The sequence below is a fragment of the Micromonospora sp. NPDC050417 genome (genome assembly GCF_044458865.1).
GTDB lineage: Bacteria > Actinomycetota > Actinomycetes > Mycobacteriales > Micromonosporaceae > Micromonospora_G.
This window is the reverse complement of sequence record NZ_JBITIH010000012.1, coordinates 89,289-112,786: the sequence shown is the minus strand read 5'-3', so window position 1 is coordinate 112,786 and position 23,498 is coordinate 89,289. Positions and strand designations below refer to the sequence as shown.

The following is a 23,498-nucleotide window of genomic DNA, read 5'->3' as shown; positions in this document are numbered from 1 at the left end:
CTCCTCGGGTTCGTCGGATCGTCCGGGGTCGGCCCGACACACCTCCGTCGGACAGACCCCGGACGACGGAGGCTACCGGTCGGCGTCCATGGCGTCGATGAGACTCTGCGGGCGCAGATCCGTCCAGTGCGTCTCCACGTAGTCCAGGCACTCCTGCCGGGGCCCGGGGCCGTGGGTGACGGTCCAGCCGGCGGGCACGTCCACGAACGACGGCCAGAGGCTGTGCTGGTTCTCGGCGTTGACCAGCACCAGGTAGGTGCCGTCCGGGTCTTCGAACGGATTGGTCATCGGTCTCTCCTCTGGTTGGATTCGACGGACGCGACGAGTGCCCGCAGCGCCCGGGTGAAGGTATCGGTCAGCTCCCGTACGTCGTCCTCCGCGAGGAGCGCGCCGGGCCAGGCCCAGCCGACGACGAGGTACGGGCCGTCCGCGCGGTCCTCGACGTGCGCGGTGACGCTCAGGCCGTACGCCTGGCGCATGCCCGGATCGGCGGCGTGTGCCGCCGCGACGGCCATCTCCGGCGCGAACGCCCAGTCGGTCGCCTCCGGCGTGCCGAACCGGCCCAGGTAGTTCACCTGGATGTCGGGCAGACCGAGGGCGGCGAGCTGCGGGGCGGTGGTCGGGTCGAGGTAGCGGAGCAGACCGTAGCCGAGCCCGTTGTCCGGCACGGCGCGCAACTGCTCCCGGATCCGGGACACCGCCGAGGCCAGCCCCGCGCCGTCGCCCGGCTGGTTCAGCCGGACCGGGCCGGGGTCCAGCCGCACCGGGTAGACGCTGGTGAACCAGCCGACGGTACGGGTGAGGTCGAGCCCGCCCGGGACCGGTCCGAGAGCCGACTCCTCCCGCCCGTGCCCCTCGACCGAGAACCAGACCCCGGTGTCGGCGCCGGTGCGGCCCCGTACCCGGCGGAACTCGTCGACGGCGAGCGCGAACCCGGTCATCAGCACCTCGTTGACGGTGACGTCGAACGCGGTCGGCACCCGGGTGAGCAGCGGGGACACCTCCGCCGGGCCGAGCGTCACACGCACCTCCCGGACGGTGGCGGCGGTGTCCCGGAGCGGGTCCACCGGATCCAACAGCGGCGTGGCGCCGGCCATCACGTCGGCCCAGTATGGCAACTCCGCCACCCGCCCCGCTTGCACCGCGTGGCGGACCAGCGACTCCGCCCAACGGCCGAAGGTGGTGCCCGACGACGCCGGTTCGTCGGTCCCGCCGGCACCGCAGGCCGCGGCGAGTTCCGGCACCAGGATCCGCCAGGAGACACCGTCGACGGCGAGGTGGTGCACCATCAGCAGCAGCCGACCGGGCCGCTCCCCCGCGTCGAACCAGACCGCCTGGAGAAGTATGCCACCGTCCGGGTCGAGCCGTTCCCGAGCCGCCCTCGCCTGCTCGTCCACCTCGGCCCGCAGACCGGCGTCGTCCAGCGCCGTCACGTCCACCCGTCGCAGCAGTGGACGTACGTCGACGGTCCCCGGCGCCGGCACCCGCAGGGTCCACTCGGCACCGGACGCACCCCGGTCGAGTCGGGCCCGCAGCAGGTCGTGCCGGTCCAGCAGGGCACCGAGCGCCCCGGTGAGCCGGTCGGATCCGAGTCGCGGCGGCACCCGCAGCACCACCGACTGGTTGAACCCGTCGATCGGGCCGCCGAGTTCCCGCAGCCAGTGCATCACCGGGGTCAGCGGGACCACGGTCTCCACCGGGACCGCGACCTCGGCCAACGCCGCGACCGTACGGAGCCGGAACACGTCCCGGGGGCGGATCTCCAGACCGGCCAGCCGGGCCGCCACCACCAACTGGATCGAGCCCGCGCTGTCGCCGCCGAGGGCGAAGAAGTCGTCCTCGACACCGATCTCCGGCCGGTCCAGTGCCCGTGCCGCCACGTCGAGCAACGTCCGCTCGACCGGGGTGCGCGGAGCGCGCCCCGACTGCGCCACCGGGTACTCCGGAACCGGCAGGGCCGCCCGGTCGAGCTTGCCGTTCGACAGCACCGGCAGCCGGGGCAGGAACACGAACGCGGCGGGTGTCATGTACTCCGGCAGCAACCCGGTCAGGTGGGTCCGCAGTGACGCCGCCTCGACCGCCTGCCCCGCCGAGCCGACCAGGTACGCGACCAGGTGCCGGCCGCGCGCCCGGTCCTCGCGTACGACCACGGTCGCCGAGCCGACGCCGGGGTGCCCGGTGAGCGCCGCCTCGATCTCGCCCGGTTCGATCCGGAAGCCCCGGATCTTCACCTGGTCGTCGGCGCGGCCGACGTAGTCGAGTTGCCCGTCCGGGGTCCACCTGGCCAGGTCGCCGGTCCGGTACATCCGCGACCCGGGCCGCCCGAACGGGTCCGCCACGAACCGCTCGGCGGTCAGGCCGGGACGGCGCAGGTAGCCGCGGGCCAGGCCGGCGCCGGAGAGGTACAACTCCCCGGTCACCCCGGGCGCGACCGGGCGCAGCGCGGTGTCGAGCACGTACGCCCGGGTGTGGTGCACCGGTCGGCCGACCACGGGTATGTCACTGTCCCGGAACCGCCCGACCAGCGCGTCCACGGTGCACTCGGTTGGTCCGTACAGGTTGTAGCTCTCGGTGCCGGTCAGCTCCCGCAGGGTCGCCCAGACTGCCGGCGGCACCGCCTCACCGCCGACGCCGACCACCGCGAGCCCGCACCGGCCGTCCCGGACCAGCCCGGCCTCGGCCATGGCGGCGAAGTGTCCCGGGGTGACCTCGATGAAGTCGAGGGCGGCGGCGGTCACCTCGGCGGCGAGCCGTCCCGGGTCACGCCGGGTCACGTCGTCGACGACGTGCAGGGCGTGCCCGTCGAAGAGCCAGAGCTGCGGCTGCCAGGAGGCGTCGAACGAGAACGACCAGGCGTGGCCGACCCGCAGGTGTCGCCGGCCGGTCGCCTCGGCCGCCGGGCGGTAGAGCGTCTCCCGGTGGCTGTGGAAGAGGTTGACCAGGCTCCGGTGGCTGACCACCACGCCCTTCGGCCGCCCGGTGGAACCGGAGGTGTAGATGACGTACGCCGGATGGTCGGGGCGCAGCGGCGCCAACCGGTCGGCGTCGGCCAGTCCGTGGCCGGGAAGTGCGGCGAGCAGCGCGGCGGTCTCCGCCGTGTCGAGCAGCACCGTGGCCGGGTCCGTCGACGGCAGTTCCGCCGCCAGGGCGGTCGTGCTGACCAGCGCCACCGGTCGGGCGTCGTCGAGCATCATCGCCACCCGGTCGCCGGGCAGGTCCGGGTCGACCGGCAGGTAGGCGGCCCCGGCCTGCTGGGTGGCGAGGATCGCGGCGATCATCTCCGCGCCACGCGGCAACGCCAACGCGACCACCCGCTCCGGGCCGGCTCCCCGGGCGACGAGCAGGCGGGCCAGCCGGTTCACCCGGTCGTCGAGTTCGGCGTACGACCAGCCGTCCGCCCCGGTGTCCGGTCCGACGACCGCGACCGCGTCCGGCGACTGCGCCACCCGCGCGGCGAAGAGCGCCGGCATGGTGGTCTCCGGCTCGTCGAGGATGCCACCGGTTCCGGCGGCCAGCACCTGGTCGCGTACGTGCGGGGCGAGCAGGTCGACCGCGCCAACCGGGCGGTCGGGGTCGTCGGCGAGGGCGGTGAGCACCCGGGCGAACGCCTCACCGAAGCGGCGTACGGTCTCGGCGTCGAACAGGTCGGGACGGTACTCGGCGACCAGGGACAGCGCGTCCCCGGGCGAGACGGCCCAGGTCAGCGGGTAGTGGGTGGCGTCGCGGCCACCGGTCGGGCGGATCGACAACCGGTCGCCGCCGTTCGGCTGGTCGGCGTCGTCGGACAGACCGCGTACGGCGGGGAAGTTCTCGAACACCAGCAGGCTGTCGAAGAGTTCACCGAGACCGGCGGCCCGTTGGATCTCCGCCAACCCGAGGTACTCGTGTGCGACGAGTCGGGACTGGGCGCCCCAGACCCGGTCCAGCACCGAACCGAGCCGGTCGGCCGGGGCACAGTGGACCCGCACCGGGACGGTGGTGATGAACAGACCGAGCATCGACTCCATGCCGGGCAGGTCGGCCGGACGACCGGAAACGGTGGCGCCGAAGACGACATCGTCGCGTCCGGTGAGCCGGCCGAGGACGACACCCCAGGCGGCGTGCACCACGGCACCGAGGGTCAGCCCCCGGGACCGGGCGAGCGTGGTCAACGCCGCCGTCACCGGCTCCGGCAACACCACCTCGTGCCGCCGGGGCGCGATCGGCAGCCGGGTCGGCTCCGCCGGCGCCAACAGCGTCGGCTCGGCCAGCCCGGCGAGTTCCGTCGCCCAGGCGGAACGGGCCGTCTCCCGATCCTGGGCGGCGAGCCAGCCGAGATAGTCCCGGAACGGTACCGGCGGCGCGAGCGCGTCGTGGTTGGCGTCGGCGGCGTACAGGGTGGCGAGTTCGTCGACCAGCGGTGGCCCGGACCAGCCGTCGAGCAGCAGGTGCTGGTGGGTGAGGAGGAGCCGGTGCCGGTCCGGGCCGAAGCCCGCCAGCAGCAACCGCAGCAGCGGCGGGTGAGCCGGGTCGAAACGGGCGGCCTGGTCGTCGACGAGCACCGACCACGCCTCCTCGGCGGCCTGCCGGTCCAGACCCGTGAGGTCCCGCTCGGTCCAGGGCAGTGGCGCCCGGGCCGGGATGAACGCCACCGGTCGGCCGGAGCCGAGGTAACGGAATCCGGCGCGCAGGTTCGGGTGCCGGTCCAGCAGCGCCTGCGCGGCCCGGCGCAACCGGGCCGGGTCGACCGGGCCGGTCAGCTCGAACCAGGTCTGCACCGTGTAGACGTCCGGCCCGTCGGCGTCGAGCGAGGCGTGGAAGAGCAGCCCGGCCTGGAGCGGGGTGAGCGGCAGCAACTCGACCGGAGCCGGGTCCAGGATGGCGACCTCGGCTTGTTCGGCCGGGTCCAACGCCAGCAGGGCGGTGGTCTGGGGTGCCACGGTCTCGGTCAGCTCGTGTGCCTCCCGGGCCAGCCCGGCCGGGGTACGGGCCTGGAACACCGCCGCCGGACGCAACCCCAGCCCTTCCCGGCGGGCCCGGCTGACCAGTTGGATCGCGACGATGCTGTCGCCGCCGAGGGCGAAGAAGTCGTCGTCGGCACCGACCCGAGGCAGGTGCAGCAGCTCCGCCACGAGCCGGCAGAAGACCTCCTCGCGGGCGTCGGCCGGGGCACGGCCGGAGCTGGTGGCGCCGAAGTCCGGCGCGGGCAACGCCCGACGGTCGAGTTTGCCGTTCGCGGTCAACGGCAGCGGACCGTCGAGGACCACCACTGCCGCCGGGACCATGTACTCCGGCAGCAGCCCGGCGACGTACTCCCGGAGCCCGTTCGGATCCGGGTCGCCCTCGGCTGCGGTGTTGCCGTCCGGCACCACGTACGCGGCCAGTCGGACCACACTGCCGGCCCGGTCGGCGACAACAGCGGCCTGCGCCACCGCCGGATGCCCGGCCAGTGCCGCCTCGATCTCGCCCAGCTCGATCCGGAAGCCCCGGATCTTGACCTGGTCGTCGACCCGGCCGAGGAAGTCGAGGTTGCCGTCGGCCCGCCAGCGGGCCCGGTCGCCGGTGCGGTACATCCTCGCCCCGGCCACGCCGAACGGGTCGGCGACGAACCGTTGCGCGGTCAGGTCCGGCCGACCCAGGTAGCCCCGGGCCAGGCCGCGACCGGCGACGTACAGCTCGCCGACCACTCCGGGCGGGACCGGCCGCAGGGCGTCGTCGAGCACGTACACCCGGGTGTTCGGGTCGGGTCGCCCGATCGGTACGGCGGCGTCCCAGTCCGGCTCGGCCGCCCAGAGCGTGGAGTTGACCGTCGCCTCGGTCAGCCCGTACGCCCCGAAGACCCGCTGGCGGCGGGCCAGCCGCCGGATCAGGTCCGGCGGCACGGTCTCCGTTCCGACCAGGACGGTGCCGCCGTCGGGAAGTTCGCAGTCGGCCGGCAACGCCGACAGCAGCGACGGCGGCAGGATCATGTGGGTGACGCCCTGCGTGCGCAGGAAGTCGGTGAGCGGGTGGTCGGCGACCCGGGCCTCGTCCGGGATCAGCACCAGCCGCCCACCCACGCACAACGACATGACCAGGTCGAACACGGCCACGTCGAACCCGACCGAGGCGAACTGCGAGACCCGGCTCGCCGCGCTGACCCCCATCCGGTCCACGGCGGTGGCGATCAGACTGCCGATCCCCTCGTGGCTGACCACGACACCCTTCGGGCGGCCGGTCGAACCGGAGGTGTAGATGACGTACGCGGCGTGGTCCAGGCCCGGCGGGATCCGGGTCAGCGCCGGGTCGAGCGGCCCGTCGGGCAACCCGGCCAGTTCCGCCACGGTCGCCGGGTCGTCCAGTTCGAGCCGACGCAGACCCGGCGGGTCCGGCAGCCGGTCGGCGGCGGGGGCGGTGACCAGCACCAGTCCCGTACCGCTGTCGGTGAGCAGGTAGCCGAGCCGGTCCGCCGGCAGGGTCAACTCCAGCGGCAGGTACGCGGCACCAAGCTTGAGCACACCGAGGATCGCCGCGACCATCTCCCGGGACCGGGGCACGGCGAGCCCGACGACGTCCCCGGCCCGTACCCCCCGCCCCGACAGCAGCCGGGCGATCCGGTTCGACCGGGCGTCCAGTTCGGCGTACGTCGACTCGCCCTCGGCGTCGACCACGGCGACCGCATCCGGGCGCCGCACCACCCGGGCGGCGAACAACTCCGGCACGGTCCCCTCGTCGACCGGTCGGCCGGTGTCGTTGAGGTCGTGCAGCACCCGCCACCGCTCGGTGTCGTCGAGCAGGTCGACCCGGCTCACCGGCGCCTCCGGATCGGCGGCGACCGCCTCGACCAGCCGGCCCAGCCGGCGCCCGATCGCGGCCACCGTGTCGGCGTCGAAGAGGTCGGCCCGGTACTCCAACAGCACGTCGATGGCGTCGGTGTCGGTCCGCTCACCGAAGCTGAACACCAGGTCGAAACGGGCCGTGCCGGTGTGGTGTGGCTCCGGGGTGGCTTCCAGGCCCCCCAGCTCCAACCGGTCGGTGTTGCGGTTGCGGTAGACCACCATCACCTGGAACAGCGGGTTGTCCGTCACCGACCGGTCCGGGTTGAGTGCCCGGACGACGGCCTCGAACGGAACGTCCTGGTGCGAGAACGCGGCCAGGTCGGCGGCGCGTACCCGGGTCAGCAGTTCGGTGAAGCTCGGGTCGCCGGAGACGTCGGTCCGAAGCACCAGTGTGTTGACGAAGAAACCGATCAGGTCGTCGAGCGCCTCGTCGGTGCGGCCAGCGATCGGTGCGCCGAGGGGGATGTCGGTACCGGCGCCGAGCCGGTGCAGCAACGCCGCGACCGCGGCCTGCCCGACCATGAACATGCTGGCGCCACTGGCCTGGGCGAGCTGACGCAGCGCCCGTACGGCGGCCGGGTCCAGGGCGACCGTGGTCTCGCCGCCGGCCCGGACGACCTGCCCGGGCCGGGGTGCCCGGTCGGTCGGCAGTTCGAGCCGCTGCGGGGCGTCGCGCAGGGTCTCCCGCCAGAAGTCGAGCTGGCGGGCGGCGCGGCTGCCCGGGTCGGCCGGGTCGCCGAGCAGTTCCCGCTGCCAGAGCGTGTAGTCGGCGTACTGCACCGGCAGCGGGGCCCAGTCCGGTGCGGTGCCGGCGCGGCGGGCCGCGTACGCGGTGCCGAGGTCACGCAGGAACGGCCCGTCGGACCACTCGTCGGTGGTGACGTGGTGCAGCAGGAAGACGACCACGTGCTCGTCCGGGCCGAGCCGGGCCACGGTGACCCGCAGCGGCAACTCGGTGGCGAGGTCGAAGGGGCGGGACGCGGCGTCGGAGACCACCTCGGCGAGGTCGGCCCGGTCGACGGCGACGGTACGCAGCACCGGGTGGGCGTCCGCCGGGGCGACGATCCGCTGTGTCGGCAGCCCGTCGTGTTCCACGATGAGCGTACGCAGCGCCTCGTGGCGGATCATGACGTCCCGGACGGCCTCGGTGAGCGCCGACTCGTCCAGTGCGCCACGAACCCGTGCCACCAGCGGGAAGTTGTACGCCGGGGAGTCCGGGTCAAGCTGCTGGATGACCCAGAGCCGCTGCTGGGCGTACGCGGCGGGCAGTGGGTCGGGCCTGGTCGCCGGCACCAGCGCCGGACGGTCGGGTACGCCGGCCTCGGGTGCGATCCGGGCGGTCAGCTCGGCGACGGTGGGCGCCTCGAACAGGTCCCGGATGGAGAGTTCCGCGCCGATGACGCTGCGCGCCCGACCGATCAGCCGGGTGGCGAGCAGCGAGTGTCCACCGAGGTCGAAGAAGCTGTCCCGGACACCGACGGCGGGCAGGCCCAGGACGTCGGCGAAGAGCTGGCAGAGGACCTTCTCCCGTTCGGTGACCGGGGCCTGGTCGCCGGTGACGGTGCCGGTCGGTTCGGCGTCGGGCAACGCCCGTACGTTGAGTTTGCCGTTGACGGTGAGCGGCAACGCGGCCAGGGTGACCAGGGCCGCCGGCACCATGTAGTCCGGTAGCCGGAGCTTGAGGTGCTCACGCAGGCGGGTGGTGAGCGCGGCGACACCGCGCGCCACCGCCGGTCGGTTCGCACACTCGTCCGGTGTCGCCGCTGCCCGCAGTGGTCGGCACAGGTCGACCGGGAATTTCCCGTCGAGCAGTTCCGGAGCCACGAAAATTACGTCGAGGCTGCCGTCGGAGACCGGCGACCAGGTGGTGAAAACCTGATAGCCCAGCTGTTCGCCCAGTTCGTGCAGGGCTTCCGGCTCCACCGCCGCCGGTTCCGTCTCCACACGGGCGGCGCCGGGATCGGCCTGGTCGGCGTCGAGGCGCCGGAGCAGGGCGAGTTCCGCCGCGAGCCGGGCATTGGGGACGCGTTCCACCCGCAACCGTTCCGGGCGGTGCCGCCGCAGGTACCCGGCGAGTCCGGCCAGGTCACCGACGCCCTCGCCATCGCCGGGTGCAGCCGCCCAGCGGAGGGTGGGGAGCCCGGCCAGGGAGAGCGTCTGCTCGGCCGGCGGGGCGGCGAGTCGGCGCAGTACGGCGTCGTACCGGTGGCGGGTCAGTTCGTTGTGCCGGTGGCCGCGCTTGGTCCGCACGGTCACCGCCACCGGGTTGTCCTGCTCCCAGGTGGCCGCCACGGCGGCGAAGAGGTCCGGGTCGACGAGCAGTTCCTTCTCCAGCAGCACCGAGCGCTCGACCGCCCGGCGCAACCGTGCGGGGTCGGCGTCCGGGCCGGAGCGGTTCGCCTGGACAGCGGCGTGGAACGTCCGGGCCAGGCGCAGGTTGCGGATGTCGCCGACGAAGAGCGAGCCGCCGGGAACCAGCAGCCCCACCGCCCCGGCGAGCACCTGCACCAGGTACTCCACGCTGGGGAAGTACTGCACCACCGAGTTGATCACGATGGTGTCGAAGTAGTCGCGGGGCAGCCCGTCGAGGACGTCGGCCGGCTGGTGCCGCAGCTCGACCCGACCAGCCAACTCCGGCATCGTCGCGATGTCGCGGCTGAGCTTCTCGATCACCGGGCCGGCGAAGTCCGTGCCCCAGTACGCCTCGCAGTCGGGTGCGAGCCGGGAGAGCAGCAGCCCGGTGCCGACGCCGATCTCCAGCACCCGGCGGGGCCGCAGTTCGCGGATCCGGGCGACCGTCGCCTCCCGCCACTCCCGCATGTCGTCGAGCGGGATCGGCTGCCCGTCGTAACTGCTGTCCCAGCCGGCGAAGTCCTCGTCGGCCACGGCGGTGCCGATCGCCGTGTACTCGTCGTGGTAGATCTGCTGCCACTCGGCCAGGTGGTCGCGTTCGTTGCCGGCGTCGACACCGGTCGCCGGCACCACGTACCCGACCAGGCGCCGACCGACACCGTTCGCGCTCTCCCGGGCGACCACCGCGGCGCGGGCCACGTCCGGATGTTCGACCAGGACCGACTCGATCTCGCCGAGTTCCACCCGGTAACCCCGGATCTTGACCTGGCCGTCGGTCCGACCGAGGAAGTCGAGGTTCCCGTCCGGACGGCGCCGGACCAGGTCACCGGTGCGGTAGAGCCGCCGACCGGGGCCGCCGAACGGATCGGCGACAAACCGGGCGGCGGTCAGGCCCGGCGCGTTCAGGTAACCCCGGGCCAGACCGGCGCCACCGATGTAGAGCTCTCCGGGGCAGCCGTCGGGCACCGGCCTCAGCCACGGGTCGAGCAGGTACGCCCGGGTGTTCCAGATCTCCCGCCCGACCGTGGGGGTGGCGCTGTCCACGGTGCCGCCGCCGAGGGTGTTGATGGTGTACTCGGTCGGCCCGTACAGGTTGTAGCCGAGGGTGCCCTCGGTCTCCCGAAGCCGGCTCCACACCTGGTCGGAGACGGCCTCACCGCCGAGCAGCACCAGCACCGGGCGGTGTTGCCCGGCCGCCGGGTCGTGCCGCAGCAGACCCTCGGCGATCAGGTGGTCGGCGTAGGTGGGGGTCACGTTCACCACGTCGATCCGGTGCCGGTCGCAGTACGCCACCAGTGCCTCGGCGTCGCGGCGCAGATCCTCGTCGCAGACGTGCACCTCGTGCCCCTCGACCAGCCAGAGCAGCTCCTCCCAGGACATGTCGAAGGCGAACGAGACGGTGTGCGCGATCCGCAGCCGACGTCCGCCGGCCGACTCGACCGTCGGGCCGAAGATCGCCTCCTGGTGGTTGAGCTGCATGTTGGTCAGCCCCCGGTACGGGGTGACCACGCCCTTGGGGCGCCCGGTCGAGCCGGACGTGTAGATCACGTACGCGGGGTGGTCGAGCCGGTCGGTGCGGGTCCGCGCGAACTCCGGGTGTTCGGTGTCGCTGATCTCGGTGGCGGGCAGCGCGTCGAGTTCCGCGGCGGTCTGCGGGTCGTCGACCCTGACGGTGCCGGGCAACGCGAGCCGGGCGGCGACGGCGGTGGTCGTGAGTACGCAGACCGGTGCCGCGTCGTCGACCATGTGCGCCAACCGCTCGGCCGGGTGGTCCAGTTCCAGCGGCAGGTACGCCGCACCGGTGCGGAGCACGGCGAAGAGCGCCGCGACCATCTCCGCCGAGCGCGGCAACGCCAGCGCCACCACCCGTTCCGGACCCGCGCCCCGGGACAGCAGCAGCCGGGCCAGCCGGTTCACCCGAGCGTCCAGTTCCGCGTACGTCCAGGTGGCCGAGCCGAAGACCAGGGCGGTCTCGTCCGGGGTACGTCGCGCCTGCGCGCCGAGCAGGTCCGCGACCGTCTCCCCGGGCAGTGGGCGGGTGGTCGCGCGGGACTGGGCGTCCAGCGCCGCCCGCTCCGGCGCCGGCAGTACGTCCAGCCGGCCGACCGGCCGGGTCGGATCCCCGGCGAGGCGTTCGAGAACCGTGACGAACCGGCCCAGCAGGCTCGACGCGGTCGTCGCGGCAACCGCGTCGGCCCGGTACGCCAGGGTCGCGCGCAGTGTCGTACCCGGCGCGACGACCAGGGTCAGCGGATAGTGGGTGGCGTCGAAGCTGCCCACCTCCGTCAGCCCGTGACGCTCGCGCAGCTCGGCCGTCTCGTCCTCGCCACCGACCTGTTGCAGGGCGAAGAGGGTGTCGAAGAGCTGGCTCTGCCCGCTGGCGCGCTGCACCTCACCGAGGCCGAGGTACTCGTGGGCCATCAGCCCGGTCCTGGTCGCCTGCACCCGCCGCAGCAGGTCGCCGACCGGCTCGTTCGGGTCGAACGTGACCCGGACCGGCACGGTGTTGAGGAAGAGCCCGACCGCGTTCCCGACGTGCGGAATCTCGGCGGGACGGCCGGCGACGGTGGTGCCGAACACCACGTCGGTACGCCCGACCGAGGTCGAGAGCACCACCGCCCAGGCGGCGTTGAGCAGCGTGTTGAGGGTGACTCCGCTCTCCCGGGCGGCCACCCGGAGCCGTTCGGTGACCGCTGCCGGCAGTTCCGCACGCCGACGTCGGGGCAGCACCGGCTGGCGGGCCCGGTCGACCGGCGCGACCAGGGTGGGTTCGGCCAGGTCGGCGAGTTCGTCCCGCCAGGCGGCCATTGCGGCGTCCCGGTCCCGCCCGGCGAGCCAGACGAGGTAGTCCCGGTAGGAGCCGGCCGGGGGCAGGTCGTGGTCGTCGCCGCCGGTGACGTACAGGGCCAGGAGTTGGTCCAGCACGATCCGCGCCGACCATCCGTCCCAGAGCAGCACATGGTGGGTGATGACCAGGCGGTCGTCACCGTCGCCGAGTCGGAGCAGCAGCAGCCGGAACAGCGGTGGCCGGGCAAGGTCGAACCGACGGGTCCGGTCGTCGGCGAGCAGCGCCTCGATCCGCGCCGCCCGGTCCGCCTCGTCGACCGTGGTCAGGTCGACCACGGTCAGCGGCGGCGGCGGGTCGGTGGTGATGAACTGGACCGGGGCGGCGAGCCCGTCACCGGTGAAACCGGCTCGCAGGCCGGGGTTGCGGGCGAGCAGGGCCGCGCAGGCGGCCCGGAGCCGGTCCGCGTCGATCGGGTACGCCGCCTCGAACGCCACCTGTGCGGTGTAGACGTCCAGCTCACCCTGGTCGTAGCTGGCGTGGAAGTAGAGGCCCTCCTGCAACGGCGACAGTGGCCACACCTCGGCCACCGGCCACGGGCTCCGCTGCCGGACCAGGTCCCACTCACCCGGTTCGAGGGTGCCGAGCGCCTGGCCGACGACGTCACCGTTCCCGGTCGGGCTGGCATCAAAGACGGTCGCGGTGCCGGTCGTCGCGGTGCCGTCGTTCAGTTCGGCCAGGGTGGCGAGCCAGCTCTCGGCGAGTTCGCGTACCTCGGTGCTGTCCCAGACCGCCGTGGACCAGGTCCAGGTCGCGGTCGGGTTCGTCCCGCCCCGGACGCTCAACTGCAACGGGTGCGGCTGGGCGGTCGGCGTGGCCAGCCACTCGGCGCCGGGCAGCGCGGGCGCGTACTCGACCAGCACCGGTGGGCGTACCGTCGGGGCGAGAATCGGCCCCGCCTGTGGGTTGAGGTAACGCAGCAGGTCGTACCCGGATCCGTGGTGCGGTGCCGTGTTCCGGCGCCGGGCCACCTCACGGGTCGCGTCGGCGGGATCGGTCACGGCCGGTAGGCGTACCGGACTCCACCGGTGCAGCGGGCCGACCGTACGGGAAAGGTCGGGTCCGGCCTCGCGCCCCGTGGTCAGCAGGTCGACCAGCAGGTCACCGGTCTCCTCCTGCCCGTGCCGCTGCCCCCACCGGGTCGCCGCCACCCGCAACGCCCCGAGCAGGAGGTCGACCGGATCCGCGTCCACCAGTTCCGGCGGCAGGGCCAGCTCCAACGTGGAACGGGCCGCCGGGTCGGCGCCCGCCGGCAGCGTCCGGGCCAGCGTGTCGGCGCCGGGCGCGAGCGTCTCCACCCAGTGCGTCAGCTCCGCGAGCCGTTCCGGGTGCTGGGCCTGCTCGCCCAGGGCGCGGACGTGGGCACGCAACGGCACCGGGACGGGCGCGGCAGCACCGCCGTTCCACAGTGTCTCCAGGTCGGCCAGGAGGATCGGCCACGACACCTCGTCGACCGCCAGCCGGTGCGCGACAAGCAGCAGCTCACCCGGCTCGTCCGGCCCGCCGTCGAACCAGACGGCGTCGAAGACCGCACCGCTCTCGGGGTCGAGCCGACCGAGGGCGGCGCGCAGCTCATCGTCAACCCGAGCCGCTCCGGTGGCGGCACCCGACGTCGCCACCCGTGGCAGGGACGCGTCGCCCCCGTCGCCGGGCGCGGTGACCCGCAGTGTCCAGAGCAGGTCGCCGATCCGGGTCAGCCGCTGACGCAGGCCGTCGTGTCGGTCCCGGAGCGCGGCCAGGACCGCGTGCACCCGGGCCTCGGTCAACCCGACCGGGGTACGGGTGAGCACCGCCGTACCGGCCGGTCCGACCGGCAGACCGCTCTCCCGTAGCCGGTGCACCGCGGGGGTGGGCGGCAGGTCGCCGTACCGCTGCGGATCCGTCCCCTGCTCCGTTGGCCCGGCCGAGGTTGCTGATGCCGGTTCCGGATGCTCCGCCAGCGTGGGTTCCACCGGCTCGGGACCGGCCAGCTCGGCCAAGTGGGCCGGGGTCCGGTGGGTGAAGACGTCCCGGGGACTGATCAGGATGTCGTGGGCGTGGGCCCGGTTGGCCACACCGATCGACTGGATGCTGTCGCCACCGAGGACGAAGAAGTCGTCGTCGGGACCGACCTCGGGCAGCCCGAGCACCGCCGCGAAGACCTCGCAGAACAACCGCTCAGTGGCGGTACGCGGAGCCCGGCCGGTGGACCGGGACCGCTGGGGCTCCGGCAGCGCGGCGACGTCGAGCTTGCCGCTCGCCGTACGGGGCAACTCGTCCAGCACCAGCAGCGCCGCCGGGACCAGTGCGGGGGGCAGGGCGGTGGCGAGCGCGGCCAGCAGCGTTCCCGGGTCGACGGTGACGCCGGACCGGGCGACCACGTACGCGAGCAGCCGCGCCGTACCGGTCGCACCCGTACGGGCGACGACGGCGGCGGAGGCCACCTCCGGCCGTACGGCCAGGTGCGCCTCGATCTCGCCGAGCTCCACCCGGTGACCCCGGATCTTCACCTGCCGGTCGGCCCGCCCGAGGTACTCCACCGTCCCGTCGGCGGCCGAGCGGACCAGGTCACCGGTGCGGTACATGCGCTCCCCCGCCGGCCCGTACGGGTCGGCGACGAACCGGTCCGCGGTCAGTCCGGCCCGCCCGTGGTAGCCGCGCGCGAGCTGCACCCCGGCGACGTAGAGCTCACCGGGCACGCCGTGCGGCACCTGACGCAGTTCCTGGTCGAGTACGCGCAGTCGGGTGCCGGCCACGGCGCTGCCGATCGGCACCGTGCCACCGGTGACCGGGGCACCCGGCCCCTCGGTCGCCTCGGCGCAGGTGACCTGGATGGTCGCCTCGGTCGGCCCGTACACGTTGTGCACCGGCACCCCGGTCGCCGCCCGCCAGCGGCGCGCGACCGACCGGCTGAGCGCGTCGCCACCGGCCAGCACCCGGCGCAGACTCTCCACCCCGGCGCCGCCGGTCTCGACCGCGTCGGCGAAGGCACCCAGCATGGACGAGACGATCACCATCGTGGTCACCCGGTGCCGGCGGACCGCCGCCGCCAGCCGGGCCGGGTCGCCGGTCGCCTCCGGCGGGGTGAGCACCACCGCCGCACCCACGGTCAACGGCCAGAAGATCTCCAACGCGGCGGGGTCGAAGCTCGCCGAGAGGTGGTGCAGCACCCGGTCGTCCGGGCCGAGGCCGAACCGTCCCTGCACCCAGGCGAGCTGGCTCGCGATCGCCCCGTGCGGTACGAGCACGCCCTTCGGCTGCCCCGTCGACCCCGACGTGTACAGCAGATAAGCCCCCGCCTGCGGAGTAAGGAAGGGCCCCTTGTTATCGCTTTCCGTTGTATAGGGGGCCCTTCCCAACGTCGTGGGGCTGTCGCCGTCGAGCAGGACGATGTCGAGGCCGGGGCGTGGCGGCAGGAGGGCGGCGGCGGACGCGGTGGTGACGACGGTACGGACGCCGGAGTCGGCGAGCAGGTACGCCAGCCGATCGGCCGGGTGGTCAACGTCGAGCGGCAGGTACGCGGCACCCGCTTCGAGCACACCGAGCAGCGCCACGACGAGGTCTGCTGAACGGGGCACCGCGACGGCGACGACCCGTTCAGCGCCGACACCCGCGGCGCGCAGCCGGGCGGCGAGTGCCGCCGCGCGGGTCTCCAGTTCCAGATAGCTGAGGGTGGTGTCGTCGGAGACCAGCGCCGGCGCGTCCGGCGTCCGGGCGACCTGCGCCCGTACCGCCGCGACCAGCGTGGTGGCGGTGGGGGCGGCGGCCGGGCCGGTCAACCGGGCCAGGATCTCCTCCCGCTCGGCGGCGGCGAGCAGCTCGACCCGTCCGACCGGCCGCCGTGGGTCGTCGACGACCTGTTCCAGGAGCCGGGTGAGCCGATCGGCGATCCGGTGCACGGCGTCGGCGTCCAACCGCGCGGCGTCGTGCTTGAACCGCAGCTCCAACCGGTCGCCGGGGACGACGATCAGCGCGAGCGGGTAGTGCCCGGCGTCCCGGTAGTCCACGCCGGCGACCGCGACGCTGCCGCTCGGGTCCCGCAGGTCGGCCTGGTCGGGGTAGTTCTCCAGCACCACGAGCGTGTCGAACAGTTCGTCCACACCGGCGATCCGGTGCAGGTCGGCGAGGCCGATGTGCTGGTGGTCGAGGAGGTCGGACTGTTCGGCGTGCAGTTGGGTGAGCAGGTCCGCCAGTGACTGCTCCGGTTGCCAGCGGACCCGTACCGGCAGCGTGTTGATGAGGAGACCGACCAGGTCACCGATGCCGTCGAGGTCGGCGCCCCGACCGCTCACGGTGGTGCCGAAGAGTACGTCCCGGCCTCCGGTGAGCTGCCCCAGCAGCAGCCCCCAGGCGCCCTGGAGTACGGCACCGAGGGTGATCCCGTACTCCCGGGCCCGGGTGGTGAGTCCGGTGGCGAGCGCGTCGGGCAGCGCCACCCGCAGTTCCGCCGGACGGGCTGGCTGGTCGGGTCCGGTCACCGGGACCAGCCGGGTCGGCTCGTCCACCCCGGCCAGCACCTGCCGCCAGGCGGCGTGGGCGGCGTCGCGGTCCTGCCGGGCGAGCCAGGCGAGGTGGTGCCGGTACGGGGTGACGGACGGCAGTTCCGCCGCCGTGATTGGACCGGCCGCTGGTTGGTACAGGGCGAGCAGGTCCCGCAGCAGGACCGGTACCGACCATCCGTCGGCCACGATGTGCGGGAACTGGAGCACCAGCCAGTGTCGTACGTCGTCGCGGTGCAGCAGCAGCGCCCGCAGCAGCGGCGGACGGCCCAGGTCGAACGGGCGCCCCCGTTCGTTGTCGGTCTCGGCGAGCAGCCGGGCGCGTTGGCCCGCCTCGTCCAGTTCGGAGACGTCGACCCGGCGCCACGGCAGGTCGACCCCGGCGACCACCGCCTGGATCAGCCGACCGTCGGGGCCGAGGCGGAACGCGGCCCGCAGCGGCGCGTGCCGGTCCAGCAGCCGCTGTGCCGCCTGGCGCAGTGCGACGTGGTCGAGCGGACCGGAGAGGTCGACAACAAGCTGGACCACGTACGCGTCCGTGCCGGTGCCGTCGGCGAGGGCGTGGAAGTAGAAGCCCTCCTGCATCGGGGTCACCGGCAGCGCCTCGACCAGTCCCGGCAGTTCCTCGGCCAGTTGGGTGAGGGCGTCCCCGCTGAGCACCGGTGCCAGCTCGTCGACGACCGGCGCGCTGGCGGGCACCGCGACCGGGGCGAGCTGGGCGACCGTACGGTGGACGAAAACCTGCCGCAGGGTGAGTGCCAGTCCGGCCCGCCGGGCCCGGATGACGAGTTGGATCGCCACGATGCTGTCTCCACCGAGGGCGAAGAAGTCGTCGTCGATGCCGACCTCGGGCAGGTCGAGCACCTCGGCGTAGAGGGTGCAGAGCAGTTCCTCGCGAGCACTGCGCGGCCGTACGCCGGTGCTGAGCACACCTCGGTCGGGCAGCGGCAGCGCGGCCCGGTCGAGTTTCCCGCTGCCGGTGACCGGCAGCCGGTGCAGCGCGACGATGGCGGCGGGGACCATGTACTCCGGCAGCCAGGCCCGGGCCCGCTCGCGCAGCCGGCGCAGCAGGGTGGGAATGTCGCGGAAGCGGACCGGGGTGTTGGCGTGCTCGGGCCGGGGGGCGCCGGACCAGGCCGGCTGGTAGACCGGGGTCGGTGCGGCGTCGCCCCTGGTGAACACCACGTCAAGGCGGCCGTCGGTGGCGGCGGCGGTCCAGGTTGCCACGACGGCGTACCCGTGTTCCTCGCCGAGGCGGTGCAACGCCTCGGGGTCCGCCGCGACGGCCACGACGGACGGGGTTGTCGGGTCCGGGGAGACCGGCCCGCTCGCCAGTGCGTGCGCGGCGGCCAGGTCGGCGGTGAGGCGGGCGTTCGGCACATCGGTCAGCCGCAGCGCCGCCTGGCCGCCGCCGAGCACGCCGGCCAGCGCGTCGAGGTCGGCCAGGTCGGCCCCCCAGCGGTACGTCGGCACGTCGGCCACCACCGCCGCCGCCTCGACGGGTGCCCCATCCGGGCGGCGGCGCAGCACGACGTCGTACCGGTAGCGGGTCAGTTCGTTGTGGTCCTCGCCCCGCTTGACCCAGAGGTCCACGGTTTCGACCCCGGGCAGGTCGCGGGCGAGGGCGGGGAAGAACTCCGGGTCGAGCAGGAGTTCGCCCTCCCAGGCGAGGTCCTGCGCGAGGCCGGTGCGGGCGGCGTCGAGGTCGGCCGGCTCCGCGCCGGGGCGGCGACCGAGCTGGATGGCGGCCCGCAGGCTGGGCAGCAGGCGCAGGTTGCGGACGTCGCCGACGAAGACCCGGCCGCCGGGCACCAGCAGGTCCACGGCACGACGGAGTACGTCGGCGAGGTAGTCGGCGTCCGGGAAGTACTGCGCCACCGAGTTGATCACGATGGTGTCGAAGTGGTTCGCCGGCAGTCCGTCGAAGCGGTGGGCCGGCTGTGCCCGCAGGGTGACCCGGTGGGCCAGTTCGGGATTCCGGTCGACCTGCTGGCGCAGCGACGTGATCGCCTGCTCGGAGAGGTCGGTGCCCCAGTACTCGGCGCAGGTCGGGGCGAGTCCGGAGAGGAGCAGGCCGCTGCCGACGCCGATCTCCAGGATCCGGTGCGGACGCAGGGCGGCGATCCGGGTGACGGTGGCGTCACGCCAGGCCCGCATCTGCGGGAGCGGGATGGGCTGGCCGTCGTAGCTGCTGTTCCAACCGGTGAAGTTCTGCGCCGCCGGCTCGGCCCGGCCCGCCGAGTAGAGCTGTTCGTGCAGGTCCTTCCACTGGGCGACCTGACGTTCGCCGACGATGTCGCTGGGCTCGACGCCGCTCATCCCGCCGGTGGTGGGCACGACGTACGCGACCAGGCGTCGCTCGCCGGGCTGGTCCTCGCGTACGGTCGCGACCACCTGGGCCACATCGGGGTCGCCGGCCAGCGCCGATTCGACCTCGCCGAGTTCGATCCGGTAACCCCGGACCTTCACCTGGTCGTCGGCGCGGCCGACGAAGTCGAGTTGGCCGTCGGAGCGCCACCGGACCAGGTCCCCGGTCCGGTACAGCCGCTCACCGGGGTCGCCGTACGGGTCGGCGACGAACCGCTGCGCGGTCAGTGCCGGGCGCCCCAGGTAACCCCGGGCCAGCCCGGCCCCACCGAGGTAGAGCTCGCCGAGTACGCCGGCCGGCACCGGCCGCAGTGCGCCGTCGAGCACGTACGCGCGGGTGCCCGGGTCGGGTCGGCCGATCGGCACCGAGGAGCCGGAGCGGGACGCCGGGTCGCACCGGCCGAGGGTGGAGTTGACGGTCGCCTCGGTCGGCCCGTACGCGTTGAACATCCGCTGTCGGGTGGCGTACCGGGCGACGAGTTCGGGGCTGACCCGTTCGGTGCCGGCGAGCAGGGTGGCGCCTTCCGGGAGGGTGACCTCCGGCGGCAGCGCGGCGAGCAGGGCCGGCGGCAGGATCATGAAGGTGGCGCCGTGGGTGTGGGCGTACTCGGCGAGTTCGGCGGTGGGCAGCCGGCGCTCGGTCGGAACCACCACCAGTCGACCACCGGAGAGCAGCGCGAGGCAGAGGTCCCAGAAGGCGACGTCGAAGCTGGGCGAGGCGAACTGGAGGATCCGGCTGTCCGGGCCGACACCGAAGCGTTCGGTCTGGGTGGCGAGCAGCTTCGCCACCCCGGTGTGGGAGAGCACGACGCCTTTGGGGCGGCCGGTGGAGCCGGAGGTGTAGATCACGTACGCGGCGTTGTGGACGCCGAGCGGCGCGGTCCGGTCCTGGTCGGTCGGGTCGGTGTCGGGTCCGTCGGTGACCGCGCGGACCAGGTCGGGGTCGTCGAGCAGCAGCCGGGTGGTGCCCGGGTGTTCGGGTACGTCGGGCGCCAGTTCCCCCGTGGTCAGCAGGCAGACCGGCGCGGCGTCGGCGAGCATGTACGCGATCCGCTCGGCCGGGTACTCGACGTCGACCGGCAGGTACGCGCCCCCGGCCTTGAGCACGGCGAGTTCCGCGACGATCAGGTCGACCGAGCGGGGCAGGGCCAGGGCGACCAGCCGTTCGGGGCCGACCCCGTGTGCGATCAGCCGGTGGGCGAGCCGGTTGGCCCGCTCGTCGAGTTCGCGGTAGGTCAGCTCGTCGCGGTCCAGGACCAGCGCGACCGCGTCCGGGGTGCGCCGGACCCACGCCTCGAACAGTTGCGGCAGCGTCGCCGGTGGCACCGACAGGGCGGTGTCGTTCCAGCCGTCGAGGATCAGGTGCCGTTCCTCGGGGGTGAGCAGTTCGAGCTCTCCGACCGGCTCACCGGGTCGGCGCAGGCCGTCGTCGAGCAGCCGCAGCAGGTGGTCGAGGAGCCGGTCGGCGGCGGTTCCGGCGAGCACCTGCCCGGCGTGGCGCAGCCGCAGCGCGTACCCGGTGGGGGTTTCGGTGAGCCCCAGCCAGAGGTCGAGTCGGGGGTCGGGGGTGCCGCCGTAGCCGATGTTGGTCAGCAGTGCGCCCCGACGCAGCGCCGGTACGCCCAAATGGGCGGCGATTGCCGACAACGGCAGCGGGTACGCCGACGCGTCGAGTCGGGCGGCGGCGACCCGGTCGGCGACGTCGCCGAGTCCGGGCGCTCCGCTCAGGTCGAGCCGCAGCGGCAGTTCCGCCGAGGTGAGCACAAGGTCGGTGCCGGCGCCGTAGCGCAGCAGCAGCGTGGCGAGCCCGGCGAGAACCACGTCGTCGGCGCTCACCCGCTCCTGGCGGACGTGCTCGGCCAGCAGGGTGCCGAGCGCGGCCGGCAGTTCCCGGGTCCGCTGCCCGGACGGGTCGCCCGCCTCGGCGGCCGTCGGGGTCGCGGCGTCACCGGCCGGTACGTCCGAGGGCAGCGCGATCTCCTGGGCGACCGGGGTCAGCCGGTCCCGCCAGTACCGAAGGGCGTCATCCACTGTGGTCAGTTCGCTGGCGGACAAGAAGAATCACACCTCTTCGACGGGTTGGCGCAGGGACGTACGCGGGACGGCAGGAGGGAACCTGTCCCGCGGCGGGCCGGGCGTGCGGTCGCACGGCTCCGGCACCGGTGGACCGGGCGGCCGTGGGCGGCCGTCCGGTGGCGGTACGACGAGCGACGGTCAGGCGCGGCCGGCGCCGGCCGACGCCGGCATCGGGGCGGGCAGGTCCCGGCGGGACACGATCGAGTCCAGGATCTCGGCTGCCCGTACAGAGCCGTTGGAGAGCAGCGAGGAGCTGATCCCGTGGCTGTGCTCGGTGCCGCCCTGGAGGTAGATGCCGCAGCGCAGCGCGTCGCCGGTGGCGACCCGGTAGTCCCGGCCCAGCCGGAGCCGGCCCAGTTCGTCGCGGTGACAGTGGCCGCTCAGCTCGCCGAGCATGGAGGCCGGGTCGACCGGGTCGTAGCCGGTGGCACAGACGAGTACGTCGGCGTCCAGGACGGCCGGCTGCCCGGTGATCAGGGTCTCGATGGTGACCTGCACGCCGTCGGGGTGTGAGAGGGCGCCACGCAGCCGGGAGGTGTTGAGCAGGCGGAGGCGGGACTGGCCGAGCACCTGTTCTCGGTAGCTGCGCCGGTACAACTCGGCGATCAGGTCGCCGTCCACCACCGAGTAGTTGGTGTTGCCGTGGTACGCCATGAGTTGCGCCTTGACCTCGGCCGGGGCGTCGAAGTAGTCGTCGACCGCACCGGGATCGAAGATCCGGTTGGCGAACGAGCTGTCGTCGGCCGGGCTGTAGCCGTACCGGGAGAAGACGGCGCAGACCTCGGCGGTGGGGAACCGCTCGTGCAGGTGCGCGGTGACCTCGGCGGCGCTCTGTCCGGCGCCGACGACGACGAACCGGGAGGGGGTGGTGACGGCCGGCCGGTCCAGGTTGAACAGCAGGTCACGGCTGTGCCAGATGCGTTCGTCGGCGATCACGCCGGCCGGCATCCGGGGCTGGAGGCCGGTGGCGAGCACCAGGTTGCGGGCCCGGTGGACGGTGGTGCCCTGCCCGGTGTCGACCAACACGTCGACCAGTTCGATCCCGTCCTCGCCGATCACCGGCCGTACGCCGATCACCTCGTGGCCGTAGCGCACCAGGTGGTCGACCTGGGCCGCGGCCCACTCCAGGTAGTCGTGGTACTCGATCCGCAGCGGGTAGAGCGTCTTGTGGTTGATGAAGTCGACCAGGCGGTCCTTGGCGTGCAGGTAGGCCAGGAAGCTGAACCGGCTCGTCGGGTTGCGCAGGGTCACCAGGTCCTTGAGGAACGAGACCTGCATGGTCGCGTCGTCGAGGAGCATGCCGCGATGCCAGCCGAAGCTCTGCTGACGTTCGAGGAAGACCGCGGAGACGGGTTGCGTCATCCCGGCCGGTCCGGCGGGTACGTGCTGTTCGGTCAGGGCGATGGCCAACGCCAGATTGGACGGGCCGAACCCCACTCCGACGATGTCGTAGACGGGCACCTCGTCGTGCGGCGGTACGTGCGCCATGGACCACACCCCTAGATCGTCGATTTAGGGTAGGCTACCCTTGCTTCAAACCTCGGTCAATGCGAGGACCGCAACACCACACACGCTAGCTAGGTAAGGCTTGCCTGACTAGTATCCGCCGGGAATGCCAGGAGGCGTCCACATGCGAGTAGTCATGTTCGGTTACCAGACCTGGGGTCACCGGACCCTACAGGCCCTACTGGACTCGGAACATGAGGTCGCGATGGTGGTCACCCACCCCAAGAGCGACCACGCGTACGAGCAGATGTGGGACGACTCGGTAGCCGACCTGGCCCGCGCGCACGACGTACCGGTGCTCCTGCGCCAGCGACCCGACGACGAGCTCGCCGACCAGGTCAAGCAGGTCGACGCGGACATCATGGTCGCCACCAACTGGCGCACCTGGCTGCCCCCGTCGATCTTCAATCTCCCTCGTCACGGCACCTTGAACGTGCACGACTCACTGTTGCCCAAGTACGCCGGCTTCTCTCCCCTGATCTGGGCGCTGATCAACGGCGAGCCGGAGGTGGGGGTGACCGCCCACCTGATGGACGACAAGCTCGACGGCGGCGACATCGTGCTACAGCGGGCCGTCCCGGTCGGACCGACCGACACCACGGCAGACCTGTTCCACCGCACCCTCGAACTGTTCGGACCGATCACACTGGACGGCCTCGCGCTGATCGAATCCGGTCAGACCGAGTGGACGAAGCAGGACGCGAGCAAGGGCAGCTTCTTCCACAAGCGCTCCGTCCAGGACAGCCTGATCGACTGGACCTGGCCGGCGGAGGAGTTGGAGCGTCTGGTCCGGGCACTCGCCGACCCCTACCCGAACGCGTTCACCTACCACCGGGGCGAGCGGGTCCGGATCACCGAGGCAGCCGTGTCGCGCGGCTACTACGGCGGCACCCCCGGTCGGATCTTCATCCGGGAGGACGACGGCATCGTCATCGTCGCCGGCGCCGAGGCGCGCCACGGACGCAGCCACGGTCTACTGGTCAAGCGGGTCCGCACCGACGACGGCACCGAACACCCGGCCACCGAGTTCTTCCACACCATGGGCGGCTACCTCACCGGCCAGCCCTGACCGACGCG

At 73.2% G+C, this 23,498-nt stretch carries 4 protein-coding genes; 1 reads left to right on the top strand and 3 read right to left on the bottom strand.

Features of this window, described 5'->3' with window-relative positions; genetic code table 11:
• Nucleotides 1–72: 72 nt before the first annotated feature.
• From ACIBF5_RS17280 to ACIBF5_RS17270, 3 genes are all read right to left on the bottom strand, one after another.
• Nucleotides 73–288 (bottom strand): MbtH family protein, encoded by a 216-nt coding sequence (locus tag ACIBF5_RS17280; protein ID WP_396812636.1) that lies wholly within the window; start codon nucleotides 286–288, stop codon nucleotides 73–75.
• A complete protein-coding gene (locus tag ACIBF5_RS17275; protein WP_396812635.1) occupies nucleotides 285–20,894 on the bottom strand; it encodes an amino acid adenylation domain-containing protein in 20,610 nt (6,869 codons plus the stop codon). The genes ACIBF5_RS17280 and ACIBF5_RS17275 overlap by 4 nt, the downstream gene beginning before the upstream one ends.
• Nucleotides 20,895–21,053: 159 nt before the next feature.
• Nucleotides 21,054–22,403, bottom strand: a complete 1,350-nt coding sequence (locus tag ACIBF5_RS17270) for a lysine N(6)-hydroxylase/L-ornithine N(5)-oxygenase family protein (protein ID WP_396812633.1) — start codon at nucleotides 22,401–22,403, stop codon at nucleotides 21,054–21,056.
• 142 nt (nucleotides 22,404–22,545) lie between these two features.
• Here ACIBF5_RS17270 and ACIBF5_RS17265 point away from each other — a divergent pair, with 142 nt between their 5' ends.
• The gene (locus ACIBF5_RS17265; RefSeq protein WP_396812631.1) at nucleotides 22,546–23,490 is read left to right on the top strand and encodes a methionyl-tRNA formyltransferase; all 945 of its coding nucleotides are present in this window, start codon (nucleotides 22,546–22,548) and stop codon (nucleotides 23,488–23,490) included.
• Nucleotides 23,491–23,498: the final 8 nt, after the last annotated feature.